This window comes from Microbacterium oxydans (assembly GCF_026559675.1).
Classification (GTDB): domain Bacteria; phylum Actinomycetota; class Actinomycetes; order Actinomycetales; family Microbacteriaceae; genus Microbacterium; species Microbacterium oxydans_D.
This window is the reverse complement of sequence record NZ_CP092891.1, coordinates 3,640,529-3,660,927: the sequence shown is the minus strand read 5'-3', so window position 1 is coordinate 3,660,927 and position 20,399 is coordinate 3,640,529. Positions and strand designations below refer to the sequence as shown.

The 20,399-nt window shown below is 68.2% G+C and carries 23 protein-coding genes; 8 read left to right on the top strand and 15 right to left on the bottom strand.

What is annotated here, in order from left to right:
• The first annotated feature begins 50 nt into the window (after window positions 1-50).
• Window positions 51-770, top strand: coding sequence for a MerR family transcriptional regulator (locus MME74_RS17730; RefSeq protein WP_267416439.1), 720 nt, complete (start codon window positions 51-53; stop codon window positions 768-770).
• 34 nt (window positions 771-804) lie between these two features.
• Here MME74_RS17730 and MME74_RS17725 read toward each other — a convergent pair whose 3' ends face one another.
• From MME74_RS17725 to MME74_RS17710, 4 genes are read right to left on the bottom strand one after another with little or no spacing between them, the layout of a single operon-like run.
• Entirely contained in the window at window positions 805-1,779 is a 975-nt protein-coding gene (locus tag MME74_RS17725; RefSeq protein ID WP_267416437.1) for a serine hydrolase domain-containing protein, read from the bottom strand.
• Between the two features lie 10 nt (window positions 1,780-1,789).
• On the bottom strand, window positions 1,790-2,710 hold the full coding sequence (locus MME74_RS17720; protein WP_267416436.1) for a carbohydrate ABC transporter permease: 921 nt from the start codon (window positions 2,708-2,710) through the stop codon (window positions 1,790-1,792).
• Window positions 2,710-3,666 (bottom strand): carbohydrate ABC transporter permease, encoded by a 957-nt coding sequence (locus tag MME74_RS17715; protein WP_267416435.1) that lies wholly within the window; start codon window positions 3,664-3,666, stop codon window positions 2,710-2,712. The genes MME74_RS17720 and MME74_RS17715 overlap by 1 nt, the downstream gene beginning before the upstream one ends.
• 57 nt (window positions 3,667-3,723) lie before the next feature.
• Complete coding sequence (locus MME74_RS17710; protein ID WP_267416434.1) at window positions 3,724-5,007, bottom strand: ABC transporter substrate-binding protein; 1,284 nt, start codon at window positions 5,005-5,007, stop codon at window positions 3,724-3,726.
• A 150-nt stretch (window positions 5,008-5,157) separates the two neighbouring features.
• Between MME74_RS17710 and MME74_RS17705 the strand changes: the two genes are divergently transcribed.
• The gene (locus MME74_RS17705) at window positions 5,158-6,024 is read left to right on the top strand and encodes a MurR/RpiR family transcriptional regulator (protein ID WP_267416433.1); all 867 of its coding nucleotides are present in this window, start codon (window positions 5,158-5,160) and stop codon (window positions 6,022-6,024) included.
• Window positions 6,025-6,029: 5 nt separating this feature from the next.
• Window positions 6,030-7,202: a DUF1343 domain-containing protein gene (locus MME74_RS17700; protein WP_267416432.1), complete on the top strand. Its 1,173-nt coding sequence runs from the start codon at window positions 6,030-6,032 to the stop codon at window positions 7,200-7,202.
• Here MME74_RS17700 and MME74_RS17695 read toward each other — a convergent pair.
• Window positions 7,193-7,948 carry a DeoR/GlpR family DNA-binding transcription regulator gene (locus tag MME74_RS17695; protein WP_267416431.1) on the bottom strand — a complete coding sequence of 252 codons (756 nt, stop codon included), beginning with the start codon at window positions 7,946-7,948 and terminating at the stop codon, window positions 7,193-7,195. The genes MME74_RS17700 and MME74_RS17695 overlap by 10 nt on opposite strands.
• A gap of 54 nt (window positions 7,949-8,002) precedes the next feature.
• On the opposite strand from MME74_RS17695, the gene MME74_RS17690 reads away from it, so the two are divergent.
• Complete coding sequence (locus MME74_RS17690; RefSeq protein ID WP_267416430.1) at window positions 8,003-8,368, top strand: DUF4406 domain-containing protein; 366 nt, start codon at window positions 8,003-8,005, stop codon at window positions 8,366-8,368.
• Between the two features lie 9 nt (window positions 8,369-8,377).
• Window positions 8,378-8,554, top strand: coding sequence for a hypothetical protein (locus tag MME74_RS17685; RefSeq protein WP_267416429.1), 177 nt, complete (start codon window positions 8,378-8,380; stop codon window positions 8,552-8,554).
• A 12-nt stretch (window positions 8,555-8,566) separates the two neighbouring features.
• On the opposite strand, the gene MME74_RS17680 is transcribed toward MME74_RS17685, so the two are convergent.
• The 5 genes from MME74_RS17680 to MME74_RS17660 form a co-directional block, all read right to left on the bottom strand.
• On the bottom strand, window positions 8,567-9,949 hold the full coding sequence (locus MME74_RS17680) for an LLM class flavin-dependent oxidoreductase (protein ID WP_267416428.1): 1,383 nt from the start codon (window positions 9,947-9,949) through the stop codon (window positions 8,567-8,569).
• Between the two features lie 70 nt (window positions 9,950-10,019).
• Window positions 10,020-10,733, bottom strand: a complete 714-nt coding sequence (gene pnuC, locus MME74_RS17675; protein ID WP_267416427.1) for a nicotinamide riboside transporter PnuC — start codon at window positions 10,731-10,733, stop codon at window positions 10,020-10,022.
• Window positions 10,734-10,735: 2 nt separating this feature from the next.
• On the bottom strand, window positions 10,736-11,263 hold the full coding sequence (locus MME74_RS17670; protein WP_267416426.1) for a GNAT family N-acetyltransferase: 528 nt from the start codon (window positions 11,261-11,263) through the stop codon (window positions 10,736-10,738).
• Between the two features lie 211 nt (window positions 11,264-11,474).
• Window positions 11,475-11,714, bottom strand: coding sequence for a hypothetical protein (locus MME74_RS17665; RefSeq protein WP_267416425.1), 240 nt, complete (start codon window positions 11,712-11,714; stop codon window positions 11,475-11,477).
• 105 nt (window positions 11,715-11,819) lie between these two features.
• On the bottom strand, window positions 11,820-12,737 hold the full coding sequence (locus MME74_RS17660) for a DUF808 domain-containing protein (protein ID WP_267416424.1): 918 nt from the start codon (window positions 12,735-12,737) through the stop codon (window positions 11,820-11,822).
• A gap of 156 nt (window positions 12,738-12,893) precedes the next feature.
• Here MME74_RS17660 and msrB point away from each other — a divergent pair, with 156 nt between their 5' ends.
• Window positions 12,894-13,370: a peptide-methionine (R)-S-oxide reductase MsrB gene (msrB, locus tag MME74_RS17655; RefSeq protein WP_267416423.1), complete on the top strand. Its 477-nt coding sequence runs from the start codon at window positions 12,894-12,896 to the stop codon at window positions 13,368-13,370.
• On the top strand, window positions 13,367-13,912 hold the full coding sequence (gene msrA, locus MME74_RS17650; RefSeq protein ID WP_267416422.1) for a peptide-methionine (S)-S-oxide reductase MsrA: 546 nt from the start codon (window positions 13,367-13,369) through the stop codon (window positions 13,910-13,912). Before msrB ends, msrA begins: the two co-directional genes overlap by 4 nt.
• Window positions 13,913-13,939: 27 nt before the next feature.
• Here the strand turns inward: msrA and MME74_RS17645 are convergent, their stop codons facing one another.
• Both MME74_RS17645 and MME74_RS17640 read right to left on the bottom strand, forming a co-directional pair.
• Window positions 13,940-14,740 carry an alpha/beta fold hydrolase gene (locus MME74_RS17645; RefSeq protein WP_267416420.1) on the bottom strand — a complete coding sequence of 267 codons (801 nt, stop codon included), beginning with the start codon at window positions 14,738-14,740 and terminating at the stop codon, window positions 13,940-13,942.
• Window positions 14,741-14,773: 33 nt separating this feature from the next.
• Window positions 14,774-15,139, bottom strand: coding sequence for a DoxX family protein (locus tag MME74_RS17640; protein ID WP_267416419.1), 366 nt, complete (start codon window positions 15,137-15,139; stop codon window positions 14,774-14,776).
• 56 nt (window positions 15,140-15,195) lie between these two features.
• On the opposite strand from MME74_RS17640, the gene MME74_RS17635 reads away from it, so the two are divergent.
• On the top strand, window positions 15,196-15,684 hold the full coding sequence (locus MME74_RS17635; protein WP_267416418.1) for a winged helix-turn-helix transcriptional regulator: 489 nt from the start codon (window positions 15,196-15,198) through the stop codon (window positions 15,682-15,684).
• Window positions 15,685-15,717: 33 nt separating this feature from the next.
• Here MME74_RS17635 and MME74_RS17630 read toward each other — a convergent pair whose 3' ends face one another.
• The 3 genes from MME74_RS17630 to MME74_RS17620 form a co-directional block, all read right to left on the bottom strand.
• On the bottom strand, window positions 15,718-17,169 hold the full coding sequence (locus MME74_RS17630) for a catalase (protein ID WP_267416417.1): 1,452 nt from the start codon (window positions 17,167-17,169) through the stop codon (window positions 15,718-15,720).
• 66 nt (window positions 17,170-17,235) lie between these two features.
• The gene (locus MME74_RS17625; protein ID WP_267416415.1) at window positions 17,236-17,658 is read right to left on the bottom strand and encodes a Fur family transcriptional regulator; all 423 of its coding nucleotides are present in this window, start codon (window positions 17,656-17,658) and stop codon (window positions 17,236-17,238) included.
• A 128-nt stretch (window positions 17,659-17,786) separates the two neighbouring features.
• Window positions 17,787-20,330, bottom strand: a complete 2,544-nt coding sequence (locus tag MME74_RS17620) for a tetratricopeptide repeat protein (protein ID WP_267416414.1) — start codon at window positions 20,328-20,330, stop codon at window positions 17,787-17,789.
• Between the last annotated feature and the right edge of the window lie 69 nt (window positions 20,331-20,399).

The window sequence follows — 20,399 nt, the reverse complement described above, 5'->3', positions numbered from 1 at the left end:
GAAGCTGACGTGCCTATGTGGACTCAGGGTCCGAGAAAGCGGGGATGACGATGCCGAACCCTCAAGAGCAGGTGCTGACAACGGTCGCGCTCGGCAGACGCGTGGGGTACTCGACCCAGCAGGTGCGCGACCTGGAGCGGCTCGGCGTCCTCCCACCCGCCGAGCGCGGAGCCAACGGGTATCGACGCTACGGAGCGCGGCACGAGACGGCGCTGCGGGCGTATCGGGCGCTGGCCGCGGCGATCGGCCCGGTGCCCGCTCGGCGACTGATGCCGGTCGTGATCGGAGGCACGGTCGAGGGGGCCGCCGAGAGGATCGACCTGCTGCACGCCGGGCTCGCGGACGAACGCGCCCGGGTGCGCGAGGCGCTGCGCGGACTCGACGTCGCCGTGGCGGAGGCGGATGACGTCTTCGACGACGCCGACGCGATGACCATCGGCGAGCTCGCCCAGGCCCTCGGCGTCCGCGCATCCGCGCTGCGGCACTGGGAGAGGGAAGGGCTCGTCCATCCCGCCCGCCGCTCGGCATCCGCGCGCTCCTACGGGTCCGTCGCCATCACGGAGGCGCGCATCGTGGCCGCGCTCCGGTCCGGCGGCTACGGCATCCCCGCGATCGCCCGCATCCTCGACGAGGTGCGCTCGCACGCCGACACGGACGAGGTCGAGCGCATCCTCACGCGCCGGCTCGCGGATCTCACCCGCCGCAGCGTCGCGCTCCTCGCCGCGGCCGGATGGCTCCACGAGCTGCTCGACAACCGCATCGCCGGCTGACCAGCGTCGCCGGCTGCCACGGCCGGGCCTGCGGTCACACGGCTCCGAAGAACCCCCGACGTGCCGCCGTCACATCCGCGTCCTCCCGCGAGGGGTGCACGCGGTTGGTCAGCAGGACCCCGTATGCGCCGGACTCGAGGTCCACGGCGAAGGCCGTACCTGTGAAGCCGGTGTGTCCGGCGGCGTCCGCCTCCCCCATCCAGGCCGAATCGCGCACCCGCAGACCGATCGCCTGGTCATACCCCGCGGCGGCCGTGACGACCGGCGTGCGGAGCAGCCGTGCGCTGTCGGCCGTGAGCACGCGTCCGGCAGCACCCTCGCCATCGTCGCGGATCGTGCGCGCGAGGGCGGCGACGTCGTGCACCGTCCCGAAGAGCCCGGCGTGACCGGAGGGGTGCCCCAGTGCATGCGCCAGCTCGTCGTGCACCTCTCCGCGGACGAGGCCGCGATGCGGCTGCACCTCGGTGGCCACGGCGCGGTCGACGGGCGGCTCCCAGGTGAGGGTCGCAGCGCCGATCGCCTCCGCGGCATCCGCGACGAGGGCCGCGAGCGGCCGCCCCGAGACGCGCTCGAGCAGCTCGCCGACGGAGATGAATCCGACGTCCGAGTAGAGGTGCGTCTCCCCGGGCTCGGCACGCAGTCCGCTGCGCAGCACCGCCGCGCGCAGCTCTTCGCCCGCGAGCCCCGTCCGCCAGGCACCGCCCTCGGCCGGGAGCCCGGACGTGTGCGTGAGGAGGTGGCGGAGCGTGATGCGCGCGGACCCGTCGCCGGTGCCGACGCGGAGGATGCTCGACACCGGCGCATCGAGGTCGAGCATCCCCGCGTCCACCAGACGCAGCGCGGCCACCGTCGTGAAGATCTTGGTGAGCGACGCCAGGTCGAACAGGTGCGCGGCGTTCAGCGGGGTCGGGTCGTCGTCCGCCGGGGTGCCGAGCAGCGTCAGCTCCCCGGCATCCGCTCGCTGCGTGCTCCGCAGCGAGGCCCACGCCGAGCCCGGTGCCCCGTTCACCACGTCCGACTCACTTGCTCATGCCGGAGGTGAGGCCGTTGATGATCTGCTTGGTCGCCAGCAGGAACAGGACGACCAGCGGGATCGTCGCGATCGTGAGGCCGGCGAACAGCTGCGGCCAGTCGGTGGAGTACTCGCCGAAGAAGCGGGTGAGGCCGACGGGCAGCGTGTACGAGTTGCGGTCCCGCAGCAGGATCAACGGGTAGAAGAAGTCGTTCCACACCGGCACGAAGCGGAACACGATCACGGTCGCGAGCGCGGGTCGCACGAGCGGCAGCAGGATCTGGATGAACGTGCGGAACGGCCCGGCGCCGTCGATGCGCGCGGCCTCCTCCAGCTCGATCGGCAGAGCGCGGAAGAACACGGTCAGGACGAACGTCGTGAACGGGATCCCCAGCGCGCCGTAGACCAGGATCAGGCTGAAGATGTTGCTCGTCATCTTCAGCGAGTCGAGGAGGTAGAACAGCGGCAGGATCGCCAGGTGCACCGGGAGCATGAGCCCGGAGAGGAAGACCGCCTCGACGCCGCGGAAGAACTTCGCCCTGGCACGCGCGAACGCGTAGGCCGCGAGCACCGACACGACGGTCGTGACGATGACGGAGCCGACCGTCACGGTGATCGAGTTGACGAAGTAGGTGTCGAAGGATGCCGTGATCCACGCACTCTGGAAGCTCGTGAACGTGGGCGGCACCGGGAGGCCGAGCGGCTCGGTCGCGATCTGCTGTTGGGTGCGCAGCGAGTTGTTGACCATGAGCAGCAGCGGGCCGATCGCGACCAGCGCGTACCCCCACAGGAAGATGTTCGCGAACAGGCGCCCGATGAACGGGGTGTCCGAGGTGCGGCTCGTGCGGCGCCGCGGCGAGGAGGGGTGACGGCCCGAGACGATCGCCTCGGTGGTCGGCTCGGTGCGGGTTTCGGTGGCGGTGCTCATCAGAACAGCTTTCGTTCGGCGCGACGCATCGTGGAGGTGATGAAGACCGAGATCACCATGATGAAGATGAACAGGACGGTCGCGAGCGCGGAGGAGACGCCGATCGAGTTCGGATTCCCCGACTCGAAGGCGGTGCGGTAGAAGAGCAGCATCATGACGTCGGTGGATCCGGCCGGTGCCCCGTTGGAGCCGGCGAGGGCGAACGGGATGGCCATCGCCTCCATGCTGCCGATGAACGTGAGCACGGTGATGATGCCGATGGTCGGCGTGAGCATCGGGAGGGTGATGTACCGGAATCGCTTGCCGGCGGTGGCGCCGTCGAGGGCGGCCGCCTCCTCGATCTCCTCGGGGATGCCGCCGAGGGCCGCGCCGTAGAGCAGGATCGGGAAGCCGATCCACTGCCAGGCGCTCACGAGCACGATCACCCAGATCGCGAGCTGCGGATCGCCGAGCCAGGGGAGCGCGAGGCTCTCGAGCCCGACGCCGCGCAGGATCGCGTTGACCGGACCGAACAGCGGCGACAGCATGAGCGACCAGAGGTAGCCGATGACCATCGGGCTCACGAGGTAGGGCAGCGCGAAGATCGTCTGGAAGAAGCGCTTCGTGCGCTTGCGGCGGTGCAGCAGGGTCGCGATGCCGAGGCCGAGGGAGTTCTGGAAGACCAGGGCACCGGCGAACAGCAGCAGGTTGTGCCCGAAGGCGTTCCAGAGCTGCGAGGCGTAGGGCTCCTTGGTGAGGAGGGTGATGTAGTTGGCGACGCCGGCGAAACCGCCCTGCTTGGTTCCCTGCCAGTCGAAGAACGAGTAGCTGAGCGCGGCGAGCATCGGATAGAGGATGAGCACGGCGAACAGCACCGCGGCGGGGAGGACGAACAGCGTCGCCGTCGGAGTCGACAGCGCGATCCCCGTGCGCGTGCGCCGCGTCTTCTCCCGGCGGAGGGGGAGGGTCAGGGCCATGATGCCTCTTTCACTGCGTGGTGGGGGCGCCGGACCGGCGCCCCCACCACGGTCGGGTCAGGATGCGGGGGTGAACCAGGTGGAGATGCCGGACTGCAGGTCGGCACCGAGCTGCTCCGGCGTCTTGTCGCCGAGGAACATCGCCTGGATGTCCGGGCCGAGCACGGCCGTCCCGGTCGGGTCGCCGTAGCGGAAGTCGACGAGCAGCAGGTACGGCGCCGGGTTGGCGGTGTACTGCTCGTTCATCTCCTGCATCAGCGGGTCGGAGTACTTCACGCCCGGCAGTGCCGAGAACTGGTCGACCTCGTCGGCGACGAGCTGGCCGAACTCGGCCGTCGTCATCCAGTTCAGCAGCTCGGTCGCGGCCTCCTGCTGGTCGCTCGAGGCGTTGATGCCGAAGCTGCCGTCCGCGTAGCCGGGGGTGACCGCGTGGTCGAGCGCGCTGCCCGGGGCCGGCGGCACCTCGTAGACGCCCCACTCGGTGTCCGGAGCCGAGTTCTGGAACGTCGGCAGGTCGAAGGATCCACCGGGCCACTGCGCGGCCTGTCCGGAGGTGAACTGCAGCACGGCGTCGGCGACCGCGATGGCGTTGACGTTCTTGTCGAGATACTTCTGCATGTCCTTGACGATCTGGAGCGACGAGACGTACGCCGGGTCGGTGAAGTCGACCTCGCCGCTGAGCACCTTCTCCTCGAAGTCGGCGCCGCCGTAGTTCGCCGAGCCCACGATGTCGTGGAACATCGGCAGCACCCAGTCCTCGCGGGCGCCGAGCGCCATCGGGGTGACGCCCTCCTCGAGCAGGGTCTCCTGCAGCTCGATGAACTCGTCCCAGTCGGTGGGCTCCTCGAGGCCCATCTCGTCGAACATCGTCTTGTTGTAGAACATCTGCATGGTCTGGTACGCGAAGGGCACGCCGTAGGTCTTGCCGTCGTCCTTGCCCTGGGCCGCGCGGAGCACGGTGGGGTCGAACTGGTCGAGGCCGTCGACGATGTCATCGATCGGGACGATCTGCTCGGACTGGATCGCGGGCTGGATGCCGCCGTAGGCGCGGAGCATGGCGATGTCGGGGCCGTCGCTGCCCTCGAGACCGGTCGCCAGGATCTGGTTGTACTCGGTGGGCTGGAAGCCCTCGAACTGGACGGTCACCCCGGGGTGCGACTCCTCGTACTTGTCGAAGACCGCTTCCCACTTCGGCGAGGACGACGCCTGCCAGGACCAGACGGTGAGGGTGATGTCTCCGGCGCCGTCGCCGCTGGATGCGGCAGGCGCGCAGCCGGCCAGAGCAAGGCCTGTGACGAGAAGACCTGCGGGGAGGGCAAGTCGTGTGGTGCGGTGTCGCATGGGGTTCCTCTCGGGTTATGAGAGCCGTCTGACAGACCGGGCGTCTCTGCTGTGAAAGCCTCCCGCCCACTTTGGGCAATTTGTTACAAGATTTCAAGCCCTAGCGGAAAATTCCTTCCATTCCGACCTCGGGTCTGCGATCCTGTTCGCGTGTCCACCAGTGCGATGACCGCGATCCATCAGCGTCTTTCCGCGCTCACGCCCACCGAGCGGCGGATCGCCCAGCACGTGCTCGACGATCCCCAGAGCGCGGTCGAGTCGTCGATCACGCAGCTCGCCGCGGCCTGCGACACCTCGATCGCGAGCATCGTGCGCTTCACGCAGAGCCTGGGCTTCTCGGGGTACCCCGAGCTCCGGCTGGCGCTCGCGACCGAACTGGATCGCCGTGCTTCCGACCGCGAGCGGTTCAACGTCTCGGAGAGCGACGTGAGCCGGCACGACGACGCGCTCACCACCGTGCGGAAGATCGCGTTCGCGGAGGCGTCCGCCATCGAGCGCACGGCGAGCCAGATCGACATCGACGAGCTCGAACGCTGCGTCGGTGCCGTGCGCGCCGCCCGCCGCATCGACATCTACGGCGCGGCGGCGAGCGGTCTGGCGGCTCAGGATCTGGAGCAGAAGCTGCATCGCGCGGGTCTCGTGGCGCAGGCGCGCACCGACCTCCACCTCGCGCTCACCGGTGCGGCGCTCCTCGACGAGCGCGACGTCGCGATCGCGATCTCGCACTCCGGGCGCACGCTCGAGATCGTGCAGTCCGCCGAGGTCGCCGCGCGCGCCGGGGCCACCACCATCGCCATCACCAACAATCCGCGGTCGCCGCTCGCGCGGGTCAGCACCCTCGTCCTGGTCACGGCCGTCTCGGAGTCGACGTTCCGATCCGGTGCCATGGCCAGTCGCATCGCGCAGCTCGCCGTGCTCGACTTCCTGTTCACCCGCATCGCCCAGGCCGACTACGACACCATCTCCGACAACCTTCAGCGCACCTACAACGCTGTCACCGATCACAGAATCGACTGATCCTCATGCACCTCGGCATCGACCGCCTGATCCGCCGCGACATCCGCCCCGATCTCCTCGCGCGCCTCACCGCGAGCCGACTCGGTCTGGTCACGAACGACCTCGCGCTGACCTCCGACCTGCTGCGCGGACGACAGCCGCTGGCCGCGAGCGGTTGGCGGTTCACGAGGCTGTTCGCGCCGGAGCACGGGCTCAGCGGTCGCGCGAGGGAGGGTGAGCTGGTCGGCGATCTCCTCGATCCGCTCACGGGGGTCGAGGTGCGCAGCCTGTACGGCGACGCGGTCCGTCCCGCCGCCGCCGACCTCGCCGATCTCGATGTGATACTCATCGATCTGCCCGACGTCGGCGCGCGGTTCTACACGTACATCTGGACCATGAGTCACGTGCTGGAGGCGTGCGCCGATGCCGGGGTGGCGGTGGTCGTGCTCGACCGTCCGAACCCGATCGGCGGTCGGCTCGATCGCGCGGAGGGTCCGCTGCTCGACGAGCGGGCGCAGTCCCTCGTGGGGCGGTGGAGCATGCCGATCCGGCACGGACTCACGATCGGCGAGCTGTCGCGGCACTGGGTGCGCACGCGCGGGATCGATGTCGAGCTGGACGTGGTCGAGGTCGACGGGTGGTCCCGCGCTGCGCCGATCGGGGGCGGCGAGGGCACGTGGATGCCGCCGTCGCCGAACCTCCCCAGCCCCACGACGGCGCTGCTGTACCCGGGCACCTGTCTGGCGGAGGGCGTGAACGTGTCGGAGGGGCGGAGCACGGCCGTGCCGTTCCGCGTCATCGCCGCGCCCTTCATCGACGGGGAGCGCTATGCCGCCGCCATCGCCGCCGCCGGGTTGCCCGGCATCGCCGCCGTCCCCTACGGCTTCACGCCGCTGGTGCGCGACCACGCCGGCGAGGCGTGCGAGGGGGTGATCCTGCATGTCACGGATGCCGAGGCGCTGCGACCCGTGCACACCGGTGCGCGTCTGCTGTCCCTCATCGAAGAGGTCCATCCCGGGGCGCTCGTGGAGCGTTCGCTGGTGCCGATGCCGGGGGAGTCCGATTGGTCCCCGCTCGAGAAGCTCTTCGGGGTCGAGGGGGCGTTCACGCAGATCGTCGCCGGCGAGTGGGACGATCCGGAGCGCTTCGCGGTCCCAGGGTGGCGGGATGCTGTGGCGGAGGACCTGCTCTACCGCTGACCCCGCGCGTCGATCTCCGCCTCGACCGCCGCGACGAGCGGATTCGTGTCGAGCGGATCGGTGATGATCGCGGCGATCGCGTCGAACGGCAGGACGGGGTAGCGCGACACGGCGCCGACCTTGTCCGCACTCGCGAGCACGACCGTCTCGGTGCACCGCGCGGCGATCGCGCGCTTCGTGACCGCGTCGTCGAGCTCGCCGGTGGTGAGGCCGTGTGCGGGGTCGATGCCGGTCGCGCCCAGGAAGAACGTGTCCGCGGCGAGGTGCTGGATCGCCTCGAGGGCCAGGCCCCCTCCCACCACCATCGAGTGTCGGGTGAGCTCGCCTCCGATCATGATCACGCGGGCGTCGGAGTGCTCGGCGACGGCGAGGGCGACCGCCGGGCTCGGTGTGATCACCGTGAGGTCGGTGCCGGAGGGGAGCAGCTTCGCCATCGCGAGGGTGGTGGTGCCCGCATCCAGGACGATCGTCGATCCGGGGCGGATGCCGGCGACCGCTCGTCGCGCGACCCGCTCCTTGCTCTCGGTCGCGACCTCCTGCCGCTCGCTCACGGGTCGATCGGGGGCGGGGAGCGGCAGGGCGCCGCCGTAGACGCGCAGCAGCCGGCCGTCTTCGGCGAGCTCGCGGAGGTCGCGTCGGATCGCATCCTCCGAGACGCCGAGGTCGTCGGCGACGGCCTTCGCGACCACCCGGCCGTCACGGTCGAGGAGCTCGAGAAGGTGGGCTTTGCGTTGCGCGGCCAGCATATGTTTCCTCACGAAGTTGCACGATCTTGCATGTTTCAGACTACAGTCATCCCCATGACGAAGCCACTCCTGATCCTGATCGCCGGCCCTTATCGTTCCGGCACGAACGGCGACCCCGCCCTCATCGCCCGCAATCTGGCGCGCCTGGAGGAGGCCTCGGGGCCGATCTTCCGCCTCGGACACATCCCGATGATCGGTGAATGGGTCGCGCTGCCGATCCTGCGCACCCTCGACGAGGCCACCGCCGCAGACGGCGATGTCATGTACGAGACCGCGCGCCGGCTGCTGCAGCACTGCGATGCCGTGCTGCGCCTGCCCGGGGAATCGGCGGGCGCCGACAAGGACGTCGAGATCGCGCACGAGCTCGGATTGGCGGTCTACCGGTCGCTCGAGGAGATCCCCTCAGCCGCGACTCCGTAGGCTGGAGGCATGACCAAGAACATCTGGACCATCCTCGGCGTCATCCTCGCCGTCGTGATCGCGTGGTGGATCGTGAGCGCGCTGTTCTCGGTCCTCGCGTTCATCTTCAAGCTCGGGATCGTGGCGGTCGTCGCCGTGGTCGTGTTCCTCGTGCTGCGCGGACTGTTCAGCCGCAGCGACGACTGACGCCCTGCGCGCTCACGCGCGAGCGAAGGCGCCGACGCGGTACTGCGCGGCGCGGTGCGTGTCCTGCACACGGTCGCCGCGGCCGTGGAGCTTGTGGCGGAGCGTGCCCGGCGTGTACTCCTCCGGGTAGGCGCCGCGCTCGCGCAGCACCGGGATCACGTGCTCGATCACGTCCTGCCAGGTGCCGGGCGTGACCGCGTAGGCGAGGTTGAAGCCGTCGATGTCGGTCTCCGCGACCCACGACTGCAGCTCGTCGGCGATCTCGACGCCCGATCCGACGATCGTGGGGCCGAGGCCGCCGATCGCGTTGTGGCGGCCGAAGTCGCCGACGGTCCACTCGCGGCCGAGATCCGCCTCCTCCTTGAGGTGCTGGAGCACCGACTGGATCGCGTTGGACTCGACGTTCCCGACCGGCTCGTCCTCGGCGTACTGCGACAGGTCGACGCCCATCCAGCCCGACATGAACGTGAGCGCGCCCTCGGGGCTCGCGTAGGAGAGGTACTCGGCGTGCTTCGCCGTCGCCTCCTCGCTGGTGGCGGCGGTGATCACGGTGAGCAGCGTGTAGATACGGGCGTCGTACCGGTCGCGGCCCGCCGCCTCGAGGGCGTCGCGGATGCGCTTGACGGTGCCGGCGAGCACCTCCTTCGAGGGGGCGGCGACGAAGATGGCCTCGGCGTTCTCGGCGGCGAACTTCACTCCGCGCGGACTCGCGCCGGCCTGGTAGATCACCGGCGTGCGCTGCGGTGACGGCTCGGAGATGTGGATGCCGGGCACGCTGAAGTGCTTGCCCTCGTGTCCGATCGGATGCACCTTGCCCGGGTCGGTGAAGATGCCGCGCTCGCGGTCCTCGACCACCGCGTCGTCCTCCCACGAGCCCTCCCAGAGCTTGTAGAGCACTTCGACGTACTCGTCGGCGTGGTCGTAGCGGTCGTCGTGCGCGAGCTGGTCCTCCTGGCCCATGTTGCGCGCGGCGCTGGGCAGGTAGCCGGTCACGACGTTCCATCCGATCCGGCCCTGGGTGAGGTGGTCGAGCGTGCTCAGTCGGCGGGCGAACGGATAGGGGTGCTCGAACGCGGTGCCGGCCGTGATGCCGAAGCCCAGGTGCTCGGTGACCGCGGCCATCGCGCTCACCAGGAGGATCGGATCGTTCACCGGGACCTGGGCGCCGTTGCGGATCGCGGCCTCGTTGGTGCCGCCGTAGACGTCATAGGTGCCGAGCACGTCGGCGATGAAGATGCCGTCGAAGGTCGCGCTCTCCAGCAGCTTCGCGAGATCCGTCCAGTAGGAGATGGTGTTGTACTGGCGTGACCGGTCGTCGGGGTGCCGCCACAGGCCGGACGACTGGTGGGCGACGCAGTTCATGTCGAAGGCGTTGAAGCGGATCTCGCGGGTCATGCGACCCATGAAAGGCGATGCGCGCGGGCGAATCCAGGGCCGCCGACATGGGCGGACACATTCGGAGCGCTCAGGCGAGCTCTTCCTCGTCCGGCCGGCGCGGGCTCGGGTCCGGCGGGATGATCTCGATCGGATGCGCGGCCATCCGCTGCGCCCGCCACCAGATCACGAACCCGACCGCGGTGAAGACGCCGTAGAACACGTACATGAGGCCGGTCGCGTAATAGCCGGAGCCGAACAGCAGAGGCACGCCGACCACGTCGACGGCGATCCAGATCAGCCAGAACTCGGTCCAGCCCTTGGCCATGCCGTAGGTCGCGAGCAGCGAGCCGACGAACGTCCAGGTATCGGCCCATACCGGCTCCCACGATCCGAGCAGGCGGAACAGCGGCGTCAGGGCGACGGTCCCGACGATCATCACCAGGACCATGCCGATGCGTGCGCTCGTCGGCGCCCAGCGCGGCACCACGCGTCCGCCGTCGAGGTTGCGCCAGCGCACCCACCCGTAGATCGCGACCGCGATGAACATGATCTGGCGTCCGGCCTGACCGAGCAGGTGCGGCAGCGACGGGTCGGGGCTGAGCGCCGAGCCCAGGAAGACCGTGAGCAGCAGCAGGTTGCCGACGATGCCGACCGGCCACGCCCACACCTTGCGGCGCATGCCGCCGAGTGCGCTCGCGAGTCCGAACGCGTTGCCGACGACCTCGCGGACCAGGAGCGTCTGTCCGCCCGGCAGCATCCACTGCGAGTTGAAGGCGTCGACGAGCCACTGCAGCGGGTCCATGGTCAGGACCCCGCGTCGGGTTCGGCGCGCTCGTCGAGCACGAGCTGGAGCATGCTGAGGTCGAGCCAGCGCCCGAACTTCGCCCCGACCTGCGGCATCCGTCCCACCTCGGTGAAGCCCAGCCGCTCGTGCAGGGCGATCGAGGCGGTGTTCCCGCTCTCGATGCCGGCGATCATCACGTGCATCCCGGCGGTGCGGGCGTGCTCGATGAGCGCGGCCATCAGCGTGGTACCGATGCCGCGGCCGTGCTGGCCGTCGAGGACGTAGACGGAGTGCTCGACCGTGAGGCGGTAGCCGCTGTGCGGGCGCCACTGCGCGTACGACGCGTAGCCCAGCACCCCGGAGTCGTCGACCGCGACGATCACCGGGTAGCCCCGGGCGGCGCGGTCGGCGAGCCACGCGGCGCGGTCGGCGAGGTCCACCGCCTCCTCGTTCCAGATCGCGGTGGTATGCACCACGGCGTGGTTGTGGATCGCGGTGATCGTGTCGAGATCGGCGGTCTCGGCGTCTCGGATTCGCACGGCTGTCATCGGCGGGCGGTCTCTCTTCTGCTTCTGCGCTTCGGGTGCGCATCGCCGACGCTAGCAGGATGCCGGGGCTTCGAGCGCACGAGGAGTGCACGCGGTGCCGACGTGGCGATATGCGAACCTGTCCGCACCGCAGGCCCAGGCTCGGGGGCAGGGCGCGCTACGACATCGCGGCATGAGCGCGCCGTCCGTCGCGCACGCTCGTCCGGTGGACTCAGCCCGCCGAGGTCGAGGCGGGCTCGATGGATTTCAGCCGGGACGTGATGGCGGCGAACCCCGCCGACCAGGCGGCGCCCAACCCCGCGGCCGTGGCGCTGGCGGCGGTGAGCTGGCCACCGGACTCGCCGACGGCGGCGAAGACGAACCAGATCACGGCCGCACCGATCCCCGCGATGGCGACGGCGGAGATCAGGCGCCGGGTCCGGCGCAGTTGAGTGGCGTGATCAGGGCTCATGCTCCGATCAAACCGGAGTGGACGACAGACCGCATCCCCCGTGCGGCGGACAGCGACGGCGGATCGCTGCGAGACGCCGGCTCAGCCTCAGCCTCAGCCTCAGCCTCAGACGTGCACGTCGGCGGGGGATTCCTCGCCCTCGTGGAAGCTCGGGGTCTTGCCGAACAGCCGCGCGATGCCCAGGATGATCCCGACGATCAGCAGCCCCAGCGCGAGCCCGGCGATCGCCGACACGATCGTCTCGACCACCCAGACCACGAATCCGCCGAGCGGCTCGAGCGCATGCTCGATCCCGTGCAGCACGTCGACGGGGAAGTGCCAGCCGACCTCGCCGAGGTTCACCAGTACGAGATGGCCTCCGACCCAGAGCATCGCCACGGTGCCGAGGATGCTGATGAAGCGGAACACGGCCGGCATCGACCGCACGATCCTGGTGCCGGTGTGTCGCACGCGCTGCACCGGGTTCTTCGCCATCTTCAGACCGATGTCGTCGATCTTCACCAGCAGCGCCACGGCGCCGTACACGACACCCGTCATCAGGAGTGCGATCACGGCGAGGATCGCCAGGGTCGCCCAGATGTCGAGCCCCTTCTCGAGACTCGCGAGCGAGATGAGCATGATCTCGGTCGAGAGGATCAGGTCGGTGCGCACCGCGCCGAGCACGAGCTTCCTCTCGTCGCGCGCACCCTCATCGGCGTGACCGTGCTGCACGCCGAACCACTCCAGTACCTTCTCCGCACCCTCGAAGCACAGGTAGGCCCCGCCCAGGATCAGCAGGTACGGCAGCACCCACGGCGCGAACGCGGTCAGCAGCAGCGCCACCGGGATGATGATCAGGAACTTGTTCGCCAGCGACCCCAGGGCGATCTTGCCGACGACGGGCAACTCCCTGGCAGGCGTGAGGCCCTGCACGTACTGCGGGGTGACCGCGGCGTCGTCGATCACGACGCCGGCCGCCTTCGCCGAGGCCTTCATCGCGGCGCTCAGGATGTCGTCGACGACGGCGAGAAGTCCAACGGACATGGGTGTTTCCCCTCGGCAGGTGTGCAGTGCGGAGGCAACTCTATCGACACCGCCGAAACTCACAGCCCGCTCCCAGCGCGGCGGGACCAAAACGGGCCGCTCGACGGTTCTCCTCTATGACGCCGCAGCCAGCGACGTCGGACAAGGAGTCAGATCATGTCGAACGACTACGCCAAGACCCCCGAGGCCGTCAGCGACCTCACCCATCTGCAGTACGAGGTGACCCAGCAGGACGCCACCGAGCCGCCCTTCCGCAACGCCTATTGGAACAACCACGACGACGGCATCTACGTCGACGTCGTCTCGGGCGAACCGCTGTTCTCGTCGACCGACAAGTTCGACAGCGGCACCGGCTGGCCCAGCTTCACCAAGCCCATCGAGGCGGATGCCGTGACCACCCGTACCGACCGCTCGCTGTGGATGAAGCGCACCGAAGCGCGCTCCGCCGGTGCGGACAGCCACCTCGGGCACGTCTTCGACGACGGTCCTCGCGACGCGGGCGGACTGCGCTACTGCATGAACTCCGCGGCCCTCCGCTTCATCCCTGCGGAAAGTCTCGAACAGGAGGGGTACGGTCGCTACAGTCCCCTCTTCGCCAACCCCACCACCGATTCTTCTGAGGAGCAGTCATGACCGACACCGGAACCATCACCCGCACGCCCGGGACCGAGACGGCCGTCCTCGCAGGCGGCTGCTTCTGGGGCATGGAAGACCTGATCCGCCGCCAGCCCGGCGTGCTCGACACCCGGGTCGGCTACACGGGTGGATCGAACGACCACGCGACCTACCGCAACCACCCCGGCCACGCCGAGGCCGTGGAGATCGTGTTCGACCCGACCAAGACGACGTACCGCGACATCCTCGCGTTCTTCTTCCAGATCCACGACCCGTCCACCAAGGACCGTCAGGGCAACGACATCGGCTCGAGCTACCGCTCGGCGATCTTCCCGCTCAGCCCCGAGCAGGAGACCGTCGCGCGCGAGACGATCGCCGACGTCGACGCCTCCGGCCTGTGGCCCGCCAAGGCCGTCACCACGATCGAGCCCGAGGGCCCGTTCTGGCAGGCCGAGGAGGAGCACCAGGACTACCTGATCAAGTACCCGAACGGCTACACCTGCCACTTCCCGCGCGCGGGATGGGTGCTGCCCAAGCGTGCGGAGAGCTCCGCGGTCTAGGGCGCGACCGGCGACTCCTCGCCGGGGTCACCCCTCGGCGAGGAACGACAGCGCGGCTTCCTTGAAGTCGCGCGAACCCGGAGCGTTGAAGTGGTTCCGGTTCGGGATCTCGAAAAAGTGCCCGTCCGGAGCCGCCGACGCCAGGGCCCGCGACCCCTCGATGATCGCGTCCTTCGATCCGGTGGCGAACAGGATCGGCCGCGTCGGCGCATCCGTCGGGTCGGGGTCGATCATGCCCGAGGACCGCATGCCCTCCGCCAGCGCGACCAGCGCCCGCAGGTCGTTCCCCGGCACCCGCTCGGTCAGCGCGATGTAGTTCTGCGTCGTGCGGTCCTCGACCGGCGTGCCGTCGGCGATGTAGGCGCGCACCTGATCGAGGTCGAGGCGAGCGAGCGGGATGCCGTCCGGCACGCCCCCGAGCACCGCGCGGCCGATGCGATGCGGCAGCTCGCGGACCACCTCCCAGCCCACGCGCGCCCCGAGGGAGTAGCCCACGTAGGACGCATCGTCCACGAGATAGGTGTCCATGACGGTCTCGACATCGGTCACCAGCGTGCGGATGCCGTAGCCGCCGGCCTCGTGCGGCTTCTCGCTGAGTCCGTGACCGCGCTGGTCGAGGGCGAGCACCCGGTACCCGGCGGCGATGAGCTCGCGCACCCACCCGGTCAGGACCCAGTTGTCCCGCGCGTTCGATGCGAACCCGTGCACGGTCACCACGACCGGGGCGTCGAGCTCACCCCAGGTGTAGGTCGCCAGCCGCGTGCCGTCGCCGGCGTACACGTGCTGCGGGTCGGGCATGCTGGTCAGGTCGGAGAGGGGGACGGCCACCCTTCCATCTTGGCCCTGTTCCCGGTCCGAGGGTCAGAGCACGACGAGGAAGCCGAGCACCGCGCTCGCGACGCCCAGCACCGCCAGGACGAGCGCCGGCGCGGCGGACTCCTTGCGGCGCAGGTGCACGACGACCGCGCCGATCATGATGATCGCGATCCCGGTGCCGGCGAGCGCGGCGAGGATCGGGGCGATGCCGGTGGCCAGCGGCAGGATGAGCCCGAACGCGCCGATCACCTCGAGCGCCGCGATGGCTTTGATCGTCCCGGCGGAGAAGTCCTCCGTCCAGGCCATCCCGCGTTCGGCGAGCGTCGCCTTCGGGGTGACGAGCTTCATGAAGCCGCCGCCGAGCATGGCGAGGGCGAGCAGCCCGTTGACGATCCAGAGTGCGATGAGCATCCGAGGTTCCGTTCTGTGTCTTTGTTACGATCAGTAACCAAGAATGGAGGATGCGGATGACCGCTGCAAAAGGCACACCGATGTCACTGACGCACATCGACGAGACCGCGCTCGCCGGATTCCCCGGATACGAGAGCTCCTGCGAGCTCGACGAGAGCGCGGGCCGCGCGATCCGCGAGGTGCTCGATCGCGTCGGCGACAAGTGGTCGCTCCTGGTCATCGCCACGCTGCGGCACGACCGGCTCCGCTTCAGCGAGCTGCTCCGACACATCCCCGGCATCTCGCAGCGGATGCTGACGCTCACCCTCCGCCAGCTCGAACGCGACGGACTGATCAGTCGCACCGCCTACGCGGAGGTCCCGCCGCGCGTGGAGTACGAGCTCACCGACCTCGGCGGCACCCTCATCCCGATCGCCAAGACCATCGGCGACTGGGCCCTCGCGAACCACCCCGCGATCGAGGAGTCGCGCACGCAGTACGACGCGACGCGCGGGACCTCGGCCACCGCACGCCGCGTCGCAGGAGATGTCAGCGCGTCCGCGTGATCGGCCGGACGAGGAAGCCCGGCCGATCAGGGATCACACCTGGGTGCGCAGGGCCGCTCCGAGCGTGGCGTCCACGTTCGTCCAGTACTGGAAGAAGCGCTCGCGGATCTCATCGACCGTGATCGAACGCCCCTGCCCGATGAGCGTCTCGATGAACCGGGCGCGCTGCTCGTCGTCGAAGACCTCGCGGTAGAGCGTGCCCGGCTGCCCGAAGTCGTCGTCCTCGGCGTGCAGCGTGGCCGCCGAGCGGACGAGCTCGCCATCGGCCTCCCAGTTCGCCTCGATCCCCTTCGACGGGTCGGCCTCGGGGCCGCCGGCCGCACCGAACGAGTTCGGCTGGTAGGTGCGGTGCGCCGCCCCGTTGTACTGGTACCGCATCGCCCCCTCGTGCTGGTAGTTGCGCGCCTCGGCGGCGTGCGGCTGGTTCACCGGCAGCTGGTTGTAGTTGGCCCCGATGCGGTGACGCTGCGCATCCGGGTACGCGAAGATGCGACCCATCAGCATCTTGTCCGGCGAGATGCCGGTGCCGGGCACCTGGTTCCCCGGCGAGAAGCCGGCCTGCTCGATCTGGGCGAAGAAGTTCTCCGGGTTCCGGTTCAGGGTCAGCGTGCCGACCTTGATGCGCGGGTAGTCCTTGAGCGAGATCGTCTTGGTGAGGTCGAACGGGTTGAACCGGTACGACTTCGCCTCGTCGTAGGGCATGATCTGCACGTACAGGTCCCACGAGGGGTGCTCGCCCCGCTGGATCGCATCGAACAGGTCGCGCCGGTAGTAGTCGGCGTCGGACCCGGCGAGCTGCTGCGCCTCCTCGGCGCCCATGGCCTCGACGCCCTGGTGCGACACGAAGTGGTAGCGCATCCAGAAGAGCTCGCCCTCCGCGTTCACCCAGGAGAAGGTGTGCGAGCCGTAGCCGTTCATGTGGCGCCAGCTGCGCGGGAGCCCGCGGTCGCCCATGAGATAGGTCACCTGGTGCGCGGTCTCCGGGGAGAGCGTCCAGAAGTCCCACTGCATGTCGGGGTCGCGGAGTCCCGAGTCGCCCAGGCGCTTCTGCGAGTGGATGAAGTCGGGGAACTTGATCGCGTCGCGCAGGAAGAAGGTCGGGGTGTTGTTGCCGACGATGTCGAGGTTGCCCTCCTCCGAGTACAGCCGCAGCGAGAAGCCGCGCACGTCGCGCCAGGTGTCGGGGGAGCCCTGCTCGCCGGCGACCGAGGAGAAGCGGATGAGCGCCTCGCTCTTCGCGCCCTGCTGGAAGACCGCCGCCCGGGTGTACGCCGAGACGTCTTCCGTGACGACGAACTCGCCGAACGCACCGCCGCCCTTCGCGTGCGGGTTGCGCTCCGGCACGCGCTCGCGGTTGAACGCGGCGATCTTCTCGACGAGGTGGTGGTCGTGCAGGACCGTGGGGCCGTCGGCGCCGACCGTCAGCGAGTGGGTGTCACTCGCGATCGGGGCTCCGGCCTGCGTGGTGGTGGCAGGTTTCGTCATGGTGTTCTCCTTCTCCGCGCGGGCGCGACGAATACCCCCATCCGTGGATGGGCGATCAGCGGTCGGCTATTGCGCGGCGTTCTGGCAACTGGGGCACAGGCCCCAGAAGGTGACTTCGGCTGTCTGGACGGTGAATCCCCCCGTCGAGGACGGGGTGAGACACGGAGCTTCGCCCACGACGCAGTCCACATCGCCGACGGCACCGCAGGAGGTGCAGACGACGTGGTGGTGGTTGTCGTGGATACGTCGCTCGTAGAGCGCCGCGGAACCTGCCGGTTCGATCCGGCGGATGAGACCCGCCGTCGTCAGGTCCGCGAGGATGTTGTGCACCGACTGGATCGACGTGGTCGGAAGCACGTCGGACACGGCGCGGTAGATCCGCTCCGCATCCGTGTGGGCCATGGAGTCCAGTGCCTCGAGAACGGCGACGCGGCCCGCGGTCGCCCGAAGCCCGGCATCGCGAAGCGCCGAGTCGAGTTCTGTCTCCATGCCTCGAGTGTACCCCGTCATTTGAATAACTCAAAAGAACAGCATGTCGGGATGCTGCTCCAAGAATGGATCCGCGGAGTTCGACGACATGGATGGCGAGTGTATGGGAGCGCCGATGAACGCGGACGCTAGGTGGCTGAAGCCCAGTCAGCCATGACTTGGTCGTATCGAGGCAGTAAGTCGGGCCTGAGTGAAGACGTCATCCAGTGCGCTGCTGCCGATCCGTGGGTGTGACTGATGCTCGCGAAGCGTCGTTGAGCTTCCTCCGCGCGACCTTGCATGCTGATCGCTACAGCATGGCTGAGAGCCGCTCGCATGTCTTCACTGTCCTTCGACATGAGGATTCCAAAGAGTGCTTCGGCCTCGGCTGGCTGATCCGAGTTGACGTAGGCTGCGGCGAGGCTCCAAGCCGCGTCTGAGTTCTCAGGGGCTAGATCAAGAAGCTGGCGACGCACCGCTACAACCTGCGGCCAGTCCGCTACGGCGCTCCAATACTCGTCTCGCGCGATCAGAATTCTTCGATCGCTTGGTTTGAGAGCTTCGAGGCGTTCAAGGTCTTCTTTTGCGCCTGCGATGTCTCCAGTAGCGATTCGAGCGGGGAGGCGATGGGACAGCGCAGACTTGCTGTCGGGCTCTAACTCGAGAGCATGGTTCAAGTCCGTGAGCGCTTCGGCCATCTTGCCTACGCCCATCGAAAGGCATCCTCGAGTGACGAGAAGACGCGCGTGCCCTGGCTGCAAACTTAGGGCAGATTCGATGTCAGCAAATGCCGCAGGGAAACGACCTTGTGATCGATGCAAGGACGACCTTGTCGCGTACGCAGCGAACCGCATGCTCCAGGGCTCAGCAACTGCCCGGTCGAGTAGTTCGAGAGCAACATCCGGCTCGCCCATATCGAGGTGGCATACTGCGCGCCGATACGCCACGTTCGGCGAACCGGGGCTCAGCGTATCGGCGTTTTCGAACGCCTCCAATGCTCGGTTGAAGAGGCGTAGCCGCGCATAGATCGATCCAGCGATGGTGAGGATTCGTGTCCTTGAATTATCATCCAGCTCTTCGCCGAGCGCCCGTTCGACTACTGCTTCAGCGGCGGAGGCCTGGTCAGACGACAGCAATGACTGTAGCCACACCTCGTAAGTGTGGGCGAGATGCAATCCTGATGCCACGGCAGCTTCGAATGCGGTCTGCGATTCGTCGCTCCGCTTCAGGAAGGCCAGGGCTTCGGCGCGATGAGCCGCTGCGTCCAGATCATCAGGCTCTAACAAGAGAACGTGTTCGAGGTCTTGGAGAGCTCCATCGAAGTCACGCAGCTGGAGGCGAATCATGCCCCGCTGGAAGTAGTCGCGAGGCTCTGCTCTGGTGTTGATTGCTCGACCAAGCTCCTCTTCGGCGGCGGATACCATCCCGGATGCCGCTAAGCCGGCAGCGCGACGCCGATGAACTGAGTCTGCCTTGGCGCCGAGCGCCGTTGCCTGCTGGAAGTCCTCTTCAGCGAGCTCTATCTGGTTCGCTTGGTAGCGTGCAGTACCTCGCCATAAGTATGTGTCGGCGTCTTCGCGCTGAGCGAGCGCGAACGTGAAGTCTTCCACAGCCCTCAGCGCGTCTCGTGCTCTCAGCCGCTTGTGACCGGCGCGCATTACTGCGCGCACAGCTACGCGTTCGCCGTCATCGAGGATGATCTCGGCCAGAGCTGCCGTTGGTTCGCCGAGCGTCGTGTGGCGTGACACATCCATGATTGCGCGACCACGGCGGTAGCGGTGTTCGGCGTCCCGTGGATCGAGCCGAATGGCCGAGTTGAACTCCGTGATTGCCTCTTCGCGTTGTCCCAGGCCGTATAGCGCTGCGCCGCGAAGGCTTACGACCGCGGCCTGTCCAACTACGGACGCCTCGACTGTGCTGATGAGATCCAAAGCATCTGAGAACTGATCTTCTTCGAGTAGCAACTCGACATGCGCCAAGTTCCACCATGAATTTGACGGTTCGAGTCTTCGAGCCGTTTCAATCTCAGTCAGTGCCCGGTCCCGTTTGCCGGCTGAGGCGAGGGCATGCGCGAGAAAAGCACGTACCCAGGGCCACGAAGGGAGCTGAGCCCGTAGCTCCTCAGCTAGTGATACGGCCACTTCCCAGTCTCTTTGCCGGAGCCGGTCGATTGCATGGGTTGCTTTGGCCACCGGGCTGCCCTTCAGTCGTCGATCAAGATCTCTGACGACCCAGAGATAGTCGGCAACGCCCAGAGCTACTATCGTCGCGTTCGCTACGACGAGAAAGGAGAGACTCGCAGCTTCCGCGGACCACGCGAACGGGTTCGGATTGAAAGCGAGCCCCGATCGCGCTCCTGCCGTGATCGCAACCGCGGCCATCGTGAGGCCGATGCCGATCGTCGTGAACAGTGTCCATCGGCCGATCGGGTCGCGCGTTTCTGCTTCCTTCAGGCCGTCCGCCGCAGCGGCGACCTCGGCGTCGCTAATCGCCGAACCCGAATGCGCCGCCTTCGCTAAATCCGCGAACACCGCATCTGATCGGTTCAGCGCCCGGTCGCGCTCCGATCGTAACCTGATCGAGCTAAACCCGATCAAAAAGACGGTCGCGGAAAGCCCCGACGCCAATGCGGCCACGATGCTGTCCATGATGATCATCAAACCAGACCAGAGCACAGTTGCCGCAAGGAGCATTCGAACTCGACTGGTTCTAGCAACTCCCGCTGCCTAGCCGCGCGTGACCGAGCGAAGCGCCGAGTCGAG

Coding starts and splice junctions, on each gene's coding strand:
- MME74_RS17720 (WP_267416436.1), bottom strand. CDS start 2,710: ATGAGCACCGCCACCGAAACCCGCACCGAGCCGACCACCGAGGCGATC.
- MME74_RS17690 (WP_267416430.1), top strand. CDS start 8,003: ATGACGAAGCCACTCCTGATCCTGATCGCCGGCCCTTATCGTTCCGGC.
- MME74_RS17635 (WP_267416418.1), top strand. CDS start 15,196: ATGACCGCTGCAAAAGGCACACCGATGTCACTGACGCACATCGACGAG.
- MME74_RS17620 (WP_267416414.1), bottom strand. CDS start 20,330: ATGCTCCTTGCGGCAACTGTGCTCTGGTCTGGTTTGATGATCATCATG.
- MME74_RS17670 (WP_267416426.1), bottom strand. CDS start 11,263: ATGACAGCCGTGCGAATCCGAGACGCCGAGACCGCCGATCTCGACACG.
- MME74_RS17625 (WP_267416415.1), bottom strand. CDS start 17,658: ATGGAGACAGAACTCGACTCGGCGCTTCGCGATGCCGGGCTTCGGGCG.
- MME74_RS17685 (WP_267416429.1), top strand. CDS start 8,378: ATGACCAAGAACATCTGGACCATCCTCGGCGTCATCCTCGCCGTCGTG.
- msrB (WP_267416423.1), top strand. CDS start 12,894: ATGTCGAACGACTACGCCAAGACCCCCGAGGCCGTCAGCGACCTCACC.
- MME74_RS17630 (WP_267416417.1), bottom strand. CDS start 17,169: ATGACGAAACCTGCCACCACCACGCAGGCCGGAGCCCCGATCGCGAGT.
- MME74_RS17700 (WP_267416432.1), top strand. CDS start 6,030: ATGCACCTCGGCATCGACCGCCTGATCCGCCGCGACATCCGCCCCGAT.
- MME74_RS17640 (WP_267416419.1), bottom strand. CDS start 15,139: ATGCTCATCGCACTCTGGATCGTCAACGGGCTGCTCGCCCTCGCCATG.
- MME74_RS17730 (WP_267416439.1), top strand. CDS start 51: ATGCCGAACCCTCAAGAGCAGGTGCTGACAACGGTCGCGCTCGGCAGA.
- MME74_RS17695 (WP_267416431.1), bottom strand. CDS start 7,948: ATGCTGGCCGCGCAACGCAAAGCCCACCTTCTCGAGCTCCTCGACCGT.
- msrA (WP_267416422.1), top strand. CDS start 13,367: ATGACCGACACCGGAACCATCACCCGCACGCCCGGGACCGAGACGGCC.
- MME74_RS17715 (WP_267416435.1), bottom strand. CDS start 3,666: ATGGCCCTGACCCTCCCCCTCCGCCGGGAGAAGACGCGGCGCACGCGC.
- MME74_RS17665 (WP_267416425.1), bottom strand. CDS start 11,714: ATGAGCCCTGATCACGCCACTCAACTGCGCCGGACCCGGCGCCTGATC.
- MME74_RS17680 (WP_267416428.1), bottom strand. CDS start 9,949: ATGACCCGCGAGATCCGCTTCAACGCCTTCGACATGAACTGCGTCGCC.
- pnuC (WP_267416427.1), bottom strand. CDS start 10,733: ATGGACCCGCTGCAGTGGCTCGTCGACGCCTTCAACTCGCAGTGGATG.
- MME74_RS17710 (WP_267416434.1), bottom strand. CDS start 5,007: ATGCGACACCGCACCACACGACTTGCCCTCCCCGCAGGTCTTCTCGTC.
- MME74_RS17660 (WP_267416424.1), bottom strand. CDS start 12,737: ATGTCCGTTGGACTTCTCGCCGTCGTCGACGACATCCTGAGCGCCGCG.